Annotated in this window: 5 protein-coding genes and 3 pseudogenes; 2 read left to right on the plus strand and 6 right to left on the minus strand. The window is 44.2% G+C overall.

Annotation, left to right across the window (positions count from 1 at the left end; all coding sequences use genetic code 11):
• Positions 1 to 63: 63 nt before the first annotated feature.
• A pseudogene (locus tag ACEYV4_RS08300) lies at positions 64 to 1,085 on the plus strand (IS30 family transposase).
• 201 nt (positions 1,086 to 1,286) lie between these two features.
• On the opposite strand, the gene ACEYV4_RS08305 reads toward ACEYV4_RS08300, so the two are convergent.
• The 6 genes and pseudogenes from ACEYV4_RS08305 to ACEYV4_RS08330 form a co-directional block, all read right to left on the minus strand.
• Entirely contained in the window at positions 1,287 to 1,976 is a 690-nt protein-coding gene (locus ACEYV4_RS08305; protein WP_373842844.1) for a matrixin family metalloprotease, read from the minus strand.
• A 162-nt stretch (positions 1,977 to 2,138) separates the two neighbouring features.
• Positions 2,139 to 3,247: pseudogene (locus ACEYV4_RS08310) on the minus strand (glycerate kinase).
• Between the two features lie 130 nt (positions 3,248 to 3,377).
• Positions 3,378 to 4,169, minus strand: a complete 792-nt coding sequence (locus ACEYV4_RS08315) for an SGNH/GDSL hydrolase family protein (RefSeq protein WP_047767418.1) — start codon at positions 4,167 to 4,169, stop codon at positions 3,378 to 3,380.
• A gap of 28 nt (positions 4,170 to 4,197) precedes the next feature.
• Positions 4,198 to 5,523 carry an NAD(P)/FAD-dependent oxidoreductase gene (locus ACEYV4_RS08320; protein WP_367333548.1) on the minus strand — a complete coding sequence of 442 codons (1,326 nt, stop codon included), beginning with the start codon at positions 5,521 to 5,523 and terminating at the stop codon, positions 4,198 to 4,200.
• Positions 5,524 to 5,708: 185 nt separating this feature from the next.
• On the minus strand, positions 5,709 to 6,575 hold the full coding sequence (locus tag ACEYV4_RS08325) for a TrmH family RNA methyltransferase (RefSeq protein ID WP_367333549.1): 867 nt from the start codon (positions 6,573 to 6,575) through the stop codon (positions 5,709 to 5,711).
• Between the two features lie 188 nt (positions 6,576 to 6,763).
• Positions 6,764 to 7,768 carry a LacI family DNA-binding transcriptional regulator gene (locus ACEYV4_RS08330; protein ID WP_047769630.1) on the minus strand — a complete coding sequence of 335 codons (1,005 nt, stop codon included), beginning with the start codon at positions 7,766 to 7,768 and terminating at the stop codon, positions 6,764 to 6,766.
• 498 nt (positions 7,769 to 8,266) lie between these two features.
• Here ACEYV4_RS08330 and ACEYV4_RS08335 point away from each other — a divergent pair.
• Positions 8,267 to 8,686 (plus strand): annotated as a pseudogene (locus ACEYV4_RS08335) (transposase); the annotation flags it as partial.
• Between the last annotated feature and the right edge of the window lie 34 nt (positions 8,687 to 8,720).

The raw sequence follows: 8,720 nt of genomic DNA on the forward strand, positions 1-8,720 counted from the left end.
TTAAACAAAAAGGCCATGAAGACCTAAACTTAAATTGACCAAAAAATAAGAAAGGTGATCCTCATGCCTCAGGTTGATTCTAACATTCCTCGTCACTACCATCAACTAACTAGTGAGCAGCGTGGACAGATTGAGGCACTACATGTTCTGAACTGGTCTAATGCCGCGATCGCCAGAAAGCTTCACTGTCATCGGTCAACGATTGGTCGTGAGCTTAAACGTGGTCGTGTCTTACAGCGTAACTCAGATTACTTCCCTTACCATCACTACTATGGTGAAACGGCGCAAGCCAAGCATGAACAGCGGCGGCTGAAATGTCATTGTCATTCCTTGCTTAAACGGGGCCATTTCTTCTTTAAGCTCCTAACCAAACAGCTGGGCAGCCAATTTAACGCGATGAGTGTGGACGAGTTTATTGGCCAGTTCAAGTTAAAGTTTCCTGACTAGTTTTGTCCGTCAATGCCAACTGTTTACCGCTATATTGACCAGGGACGGTTAGCCATTAAGAATCTTGATTTACCACAGAAGCTAAGTCGGCATCTAAAAAAGCACCATCGTTCCCACTCTCGGCAAGCAGTGAAGCGGCTGGGAGTTTCAATTGAAAAACGCCCGCAAAAGATTAATCAGCGCCAACGTCCTTTTGATTGGGAGGGGGATTTAGTCAAGGGGGTTCGGCGGAAGAATCAACCAGCCCTGATGACTCTAACAGAACGCTTAACGCGCTTTGAGATTGTCATTAAGTTCCCAATTACCGAGCAGAAACCTGTCGTCAAGAGCTTCAGAAGGTGATTAATTACCCTCCAAACTGGTTTAACTCGATCACTTTTGATAATGGTGCCGAATTCTCTACATTGGCTAAAATTAGACATGCCAAGATTTACTTCGCTCACCCGTACTCACCTTGGGAATGCGGAAGTAATGAAAACAATAATGGACTGCTTCGTCAATTCTATCCCAAGGGCCAACCCATTAAGCAATCCCTTCTCTACCTCCACCAAGCAGTCCAAGCTATCAATACCAAGCCCCGCAAGCTTCTTCACTACCACACCGCTCAACAATGTTTTCATCAATATTTAGCTTCATAGCCATGTTGCACTTGAGTTGACAATTTGGGTTAATTTTAGTTAAACCATTTCTTGTTAAATTGGTAATGATAGCGCTATTATAACATTTAAGTTGGCCAAACCAATTATAAAAAAGTTATTATATCATTAATAAAAAGCAATTAAATTGCAAATACCGTCACAATTATTTAACCAGCCGTCTAGAAGTACCCTATCCAGCACCTACCTCCCAACATCGTACAGCTGGCGTAGCGTCTTACGGTCATTATGCGTAATTCCCGTCCGGATGTTGCGGGGAATCATCACGCTATGCACGTATTCAGGAGCGTGGGCCAGTCCCAATGCATGACCCAGCTCATGTTCAGCAACCTCCGTCCGAAAAGAGCGACTGGCGTAGTCCAGGTGACTAGCATCCAGGGTTGACCGCGCCTGAATTAAGGCGTTGGTATCAGGGTTATACTCCGTATTCGTCGACCCCAGCTGGGCGGAAACATAGCCGACTCCCGGAGCAGCTCCGGTATTAGAAAGGGCACCATCACGGGCAATAATGTCTGCTTGGCTTTCATTTCGACACCACTTAATGTGCACGGCCCCTGTACGGTTCCAGGCCTGAACCGCCCCTTTAAAGGCCTGCTGAATTGGCCGGTCTGAAGTATCCATATAAATCTTAAGTTTACGCGTCGGCCACCGGTAATTTTCAATCGGGGTCGGTGTATTAGTTGGTAAATAAAGGCGGTGCTTACCCGCCTGGACCGCCTGAGATGAATCGTCATATACGGAAAGCTGACCATCGTCGGGAGCATCAAAGACCGATGGCTGCCCCGCCGTTAAAACATTATCAGCCGCAACATGCACTGGCAAGAGCAATATCCCGACCAAAATGATAGTAATTATCAATAGGTGCTTTTTCATCAACGTTCTCCTCCCCGTTATAATGATCTAATAAGGTTACTAATCTTAAAGTTACAAATTTATTAATATTTTGCAGTTATTTTGCCCTAATATTAAAATAATCCATATACTAATATATGTAAAAAGAAGCCGGAAAAGTTAAAATTTTCCAGCTTCTTTTCTTTAATAATTACTTACCCTAATCAAACGCGCAACGTTTTCCGCAGTTTGGGCAATATCATTAGGAGCATCACAAAGAGCCTGTTTTAATGACTTAGCGCCAGCAGGAGTTCCAAAAATCGCATCAATTGCACCTGTCGTATAAAGGCTATTACCCCCCTACCGATATTACCAGCTAAGACAATCACCGGTGCTTTGGGGGCAACACTCTTGCATGCCTTTGCAACGCCATAGGGGGTCTTGCCAAATTTGGTCTGGAAGTCAATCCCCCCTTCACCGGTAAAAACATAATCAGCATCAGCAGCTTTTTCTTTTAATTTTGTAGGGGCAATTACCAAATCTACGCCATGCTGCATCTGAGCATTGGTAAACACTAACAGTCCTGCCCCAAGTCCACCAGCTGCTCCGGCCCCGGCGAGCTTCTCAACTGATTGACCGGTCCTTCTGGTAATCACTTCGGCATAGTGGTGAAGGTTTCGATCAAGAATTTTTACCATTTCCGGAGTTGCTCCTTTTTGGGGGCCGAAAATAGGCGCGGCGCCCTTGGGACCAGTCAATGTGTTCGTGACGTCTGAGGCAATCGCAATTGTTGCTTTAGCGATACGTGGATCAACCTGTGAAGTATCGATCTGCGCTAGTTCAGCTAGCGCCCCACCACCACCAAACCCAATTGGTTGTCCGTCAGCTTTCAGGAGTCGGGCACCAAGGGCCTGGGCCATCCCGGCACCACCATCGACGGTTGCGCTCCTACCAATTCCAATAATAATTTTCTTGGCTCCCCGTTTAATAGCATTAAGGATCAGTTCACCCGTACCATAGGTGGTTGTAACAAGGGGATTCGCTGTTTTAGCATTGATAAACTGAATCCCGCTTGCGGCCGCCATTTCAATAACCGCTGTCTCGCCATCCCCAAGTAATCCATAGTCCGCATCAACTAAATGATTAAGGAGGTTATGAACTTTTGCGGTAACCAGTTTTCCTGCAGTAGCGTCAACCAGGGACTGGACCGTCCCTTCACCACCATCAGCCATAGGGACTAAAACGTATTCAGCATCTGGATAAACTCTTTTGATCCCCCTAGCCATTGCCTTGACGGCTTCTTTAGCGGTCATGCCGCCTTTAAAAGAGTCTGGAGCAATTATAAATTTCGTGGCATATTCCTTCTTCCTTCTACATTAAATCTATGAAGTCGTCCAGCGCTACCGCATCGCTGTCAATCATTATCCACCCTTTCTTTTCGAATTAGCAAATTCTCCCTAACGCTTCTTCAAAAATTGGTAACCATTTTTGCTGGTAACCGGCGCGGGTTGGATGAATTGAATCAGCCATGTATAGTGAAGCCTCACCATGCGGTACTTCCTCATTATGGTAAAGGTCAATGATTGTAAAATGCCATTTGGTCTGCAGCTCAAAGAGACGGTTAACCATTTGCGCATAAAGTTCGTTATCAAAGCGGGGATTAGTGTATATAAATACTGGGACGTGCCAACATACTCTTACGTAATTGAGAATATATTCAATGGCTCCTGTAATTGTTTTAACATCATACTGATCACTACAACTAATCTTACCAAGCAGATTAGGGGCCTTTTTAGCGTCATTTGTAGATAGCTGTAAGACGAAGGCATCCAGTTTTGCTGCCTTGTCGATACTGCGCAGACGGGCAACATAGGAATCATGGGGGAAGAAGGTGTTTTGGTCTACTAACGTTGTTCCAGAAACCGCCTCCTTAATCGCCAGTATGCCATCCCTTTTGGCTAAATAATCGACGAAGGATTCGCCAAGGGCACCATAGCCAAAGGTCACGGAGCTCCCCAGAAAAGCAATCCGCTTGCCTTTTAAAACTGACGGCACCGTTTTAGTAGCGTTGACACCATACTGGGCAGCGTTTCCAGAAAGACGTCTTAGGCCATCAAGGGTGTGAACAAATTGAGGACTTATGCTGCCAAACTTAGCAATCTCGTCTTTGACCTCGTCAAGAGCATACCTCGATAAGTCATTTTCTGTTTTTAATTTTACTAAGATGTCTTGCATGTTTAACCTCTTTTTTTCATATCACAAACTAGGGTAATAGTCCCGCCACCTTGTCGCCAAGGGTCGGATAAATTGCTAGTATTCTCTTCCGGTATTCTTCCCCGCTGATTTTCAAGCCGATAATTGGCAAAAAGTTATTAATATCATCGGCCGCATAATCGCCAATTTCGCTTACACCCACTAGTTGCTGGCCCTTAAATACCAGTGTTAAGGTGCTAACCTGGTCATTTTGTCCGGCGTATAAGCTCCCGTATTTGAGGGGAACCATTTTGACCCGATAGTCAGCATTATCAGCGACATCATCAGCATTAACTCCAACCCGGGCAACTTCGGGAAAGGTAAAGGCTGCCTGCCCAATTATTGGGTAAACTATTTCCTGGCTAGTCTTACCAGTTAAGTAGTCAAAGAGGTAGTGACCCTCAAATTCAGCTACTGGGGTTAACTTCGGCTGCTTACGGCTCACAACATCCCCAATGGCGTAAACGCCATCGACACTCGTCATCAAGTGCCCATCAACTTTAATCCCGTGGCGATCATGTTTAATTCCGGTGTTTGCTAACGCTAGTCTTTCAACATTTGGGCGCCGTCCCGTGGCATCAAGAATATAGTCAGTTTTAACGGACCCCTGGTTGGTGACAATTTTCAAGCCAGCCGCGGTTTGACTAACCGCTTTAGTGACAGTATTAAATCTAAATTGGATTCCCCGGTCTTGCATTGCTTCAACCAGTGCCCGATCCTCAACCGCAGTAAAATCACGGAGAACCCGGTCAGAATGAACAATCACGGTTACATCAGCTCCAGCTGCAGCGACCAGGGTTGCTAATTCAAGGCCGACAAAACCTGCTCCAATAACAGCAATGCGCTTGGGAAGTTGCTTAAGGGATAGCAGGTCGTAACTCGTGTGCAAATATTTCTTCCCAGGGATGTCGAGAATATTCGGTGCTTGCCCTGTAGCAATAATAATGTGATTAGCCTGATATTGGTAACCATTGACCATAATGGTATGGTCATCAACAAAGTGGGCATAGCCATCTTCAATATCGTGATTACGCTTAATAATTTCCCGCGTCTCAGCTGGCCACGGATTAAAGCGTGCCAGTTTAGTCCGCATCAGCGCTTGCCAATCTAGCTGTGCCGGCTGACCGATACCATGATTAAGAAGCTGTTGAGATTGCAGGACAGTTCGGACTGCTCCTTCAAGGAAAATCTTCGGTTCACAACCATAGTTAGGGCAAGTCCCCCCATATTCAAAGCCCTCAATCACTAATACCTTATGACTAGTTCTTGCCAATAGGTTGGCCATTTTATAAGCAGCGGGGCCAGAGCCAATTAAGATTTCGTCATACTTCTTCATACCAATCCCTCCTCAATTAATTAGGCCTAGTGTATCTTATATTATTTGCTGGGTACAAAGATTTGCTTACTTAATTGGTGGCCGACATAGAATACAGAATCCCGCTTTTATTTCAATTCGAACGCTTTTTAATTCTAACGTACGAAAGACTTAGGACCACATCACCGGTCTACTCAATATAGCGGCTACCGGGCCTTTTGATTCCCCAGCTCCCAGAAAGCTAAGGCTGAGGCAGCGGCAACATTTAAAGAGTCGACCCCCGGAGCCATCGGAATTTTAATTGTAAAATCACTCTGCATAATTGTCTTCTCTCTTAATCCGGGGCCTTCCGAACCAAGAACGATTGCAAGTTTATCTACCTTAGCCAGCTGGGGATTATCAATACTAACAGTATTATGACGTAATGCCATCGCAGCCGTTTGGTAGCCAAAGTGATGAAGGATGCTAACCCCTTCGGCTTGCCAGGACTTAGCATCTATATAGGTCCACGGTACTTGGAAAACAGTTCCCATTGCTACGCGAGAAGCACGCCGATAAAACGGATCGGCAGAATCACTAGTTACAATTACTCCATCTATCCCCAGTGCCGCTGCTGAACGAAAGATTGCCCCAATATTGGTTGGATTAACCACGCTTTCAAGAACCGCAATCCGGGGATGAATGGGTGGCATCTTGGTCAAAAACTCGGCTAGACAAGGTCGTTTTACCCGATACATTGCTGCAAGCGCACCCCGCAAAAGATTATAGCCGGACAACTGACGAAGAAGGTCACTGCTAGCGACATAAATTGGTGTCTGACCGAGTCCCGTTGTTTTATTGACCGCCATTTCATGGTCCAAGTCGGCTAAATCACGTGTCAAATCCTTTTTTTCCACCAAAAGCGTAGCCGGCCGGTAGCCGGCCCGCAAGGCACGCTCAATTACTTTAGGGCTTTCCGCAATGAATAAGCCCGGTTGAGGTTCCCGAGCGTGAAAAAGCTGCGCTTCATTGAGCCGCACATAGGGGTCTAAGTTAGTTCCTGTTAAATCTGTAAGAAAAATTAAGTTATGCATGTTGAATCTACCTTATTTATAATAATCCGCCGTCACTATAAACTTGAAGTTCTTAAATCAACATTCTGTTGTCAAATTAAAAAAGTAGCACCACTGAATGTCCTTTTTTATTAATGTTGAATAAAGAGCCAATAAACCTAGTTAGCGTTCCTTAATACCTAATTGCCTAAGCAAAGTATATTTATACCCTAAAGTGAATGACGTGCAACAATCTCAACAGGAAGAAAAGTGGTTGAACTGGTATTATCCCCTTTTTTTATTTGGGTAAGGAGTTTATTAGCGGCAATGTTCCCCATCAGCTCCATATCTTGCTTTAGAAGGAAAATCCCATCACCGACATACTGTGACCATTCCCAATCATCAAAGCTAACGAGGCCTAAATCTGTGGGAAATGTCAGATTAAGGTCCTTAAAAATACTGAGTAGGTCGAAAAGGACAGGGCCCATTAGTGATACAACAGCTGTACGACCACCCAAAGCATTAAATTGTTTAAAGAATGTTTTAGCTAACCATCGCCTGTTATGACCACGTGTTTCAATATTATGATAACTTAAACCATTATCTTCCGCCGCTAGTTTAAGGCCAGCAATTCGCGGGATTTGGCCTGATGCTTCAGCATAGTGGGCGCTAATAGTCAAGATATTATTATAGCCACGCTGACTAAGAATTCTCCCTAATCGGTAACAAGCATCTCGGTTAGCACTGGTCACCTTCCCAATAGTTTGGGGTTGGTCATCAACTTCCCGGTCAACAACAACAAGCGGCAGCTTATTCTTTATCGCTAATTCATACTGCGAAAACTGGCGTGAATCTGGTTGGACAATGATTCCATCAACCCGTTGCTGATATAGTCGTTCTAATGCTCGTGCTTCAGTATCAATTGAGTTGTTAGTATTCATTAACAAGATATCATACCCTGCCCCCTGCAACACATCATCAATTCCCTTGGCAAGAAGGGATGAAAAGGGATTGGAAATATCTCCAACCAGGATACCAATTACATAACTTTGTGTCTGCCGAAGACGCTGGGCTGATGCTGTGGGAACAAAATTAAGGTTTCGAATTGTTTTCTCAACTCGTCTTCGAGTTGCTGGCCGCATCTTTTCATAGTGACCATTAAGAATCCGCGAAACGGTAGTTACTGAAACGCCAGCAGCTTTAGCGACTTCTGTAATTGTAATATGTTGTGTCATTGTCATCTTCCTTAGTTGCGCTTGATATTTAGGTCTTTGTGACTTCTTATCATTTTACTATCGATTTATTCACACTGTAGTAATAAAGTCATTGATTTCTCGAAAAAAGTAAGTAAAGGATGGATGACAAAATGGTTATTCGCTATCATCCGAATGAGTCTCAAACGAAAGCCAGTAAATATTCACAAAATGGATATATGAAGTGCGTTAACCTAATTTTCCATCACAATTATTGTATAACCATTCGAGAACAATAATGAGGGTGAGAAAATAAAGTCTTTTCTCACCCTCATTTCAACTGTAAAGGGTCATTATATTCATATTATACGCTAACTGAAACTTGAAAGCCCAGAATTACGGTAATTGGCCGTGATCCTGAGCTTCCTCACTATAAAAATGGTAGATTGTAAAATTTAAGTTGAACATTTAAGTAGACAGAAAAACCCATCAAGGTCTTTAATGGTGTTACCGTACAATCCATTAGAAAGAAGGACCTTGATGAGCACCACTATTTTATCATTCCAGAACCGTGTTGTCATTGAAACGCTTCATAATGAAGGACGTTCCTTGCGATACATCGCTAATTACTTAGGCTTTAGTAAAACCACAGTCTTTAACGAACTTCACCGGCTAAATAGTGAGTACCAGGCTGAGCTAGCGCAAACTGACTTTGAACGCAAGGTTAGTCAACGGGGGCAGAAGTCTTCGCTCACTAAAAACCTTAAACACTTGATTGAAGAAAAGATTCAAGTCCAGAAGTGGTCCCCTGAACAAGTTGCCTATGTGGTGGGGATTGCCTACAAGACGGTCTATAACTGGATTGATCAAGGATGGCTTGATATACAGTTGCCCGATTTGCCTGATCATGGAATTCGTCGTCATCGTGCTAAAGAAAAGCGTGGTACGTTCAGTCACGGGGTTGTGACAAAAAGCCTCTGAATCAGAAGCTTCA

The sequence above is a fragment of the Limosilactobacillus sp. genome, assembly GCF_041859915.1.
GTDB lineage: Bacteria > Bacillota > Bacilli > Lactobacillales > Lactobacillaceae > Limosilactobacillus.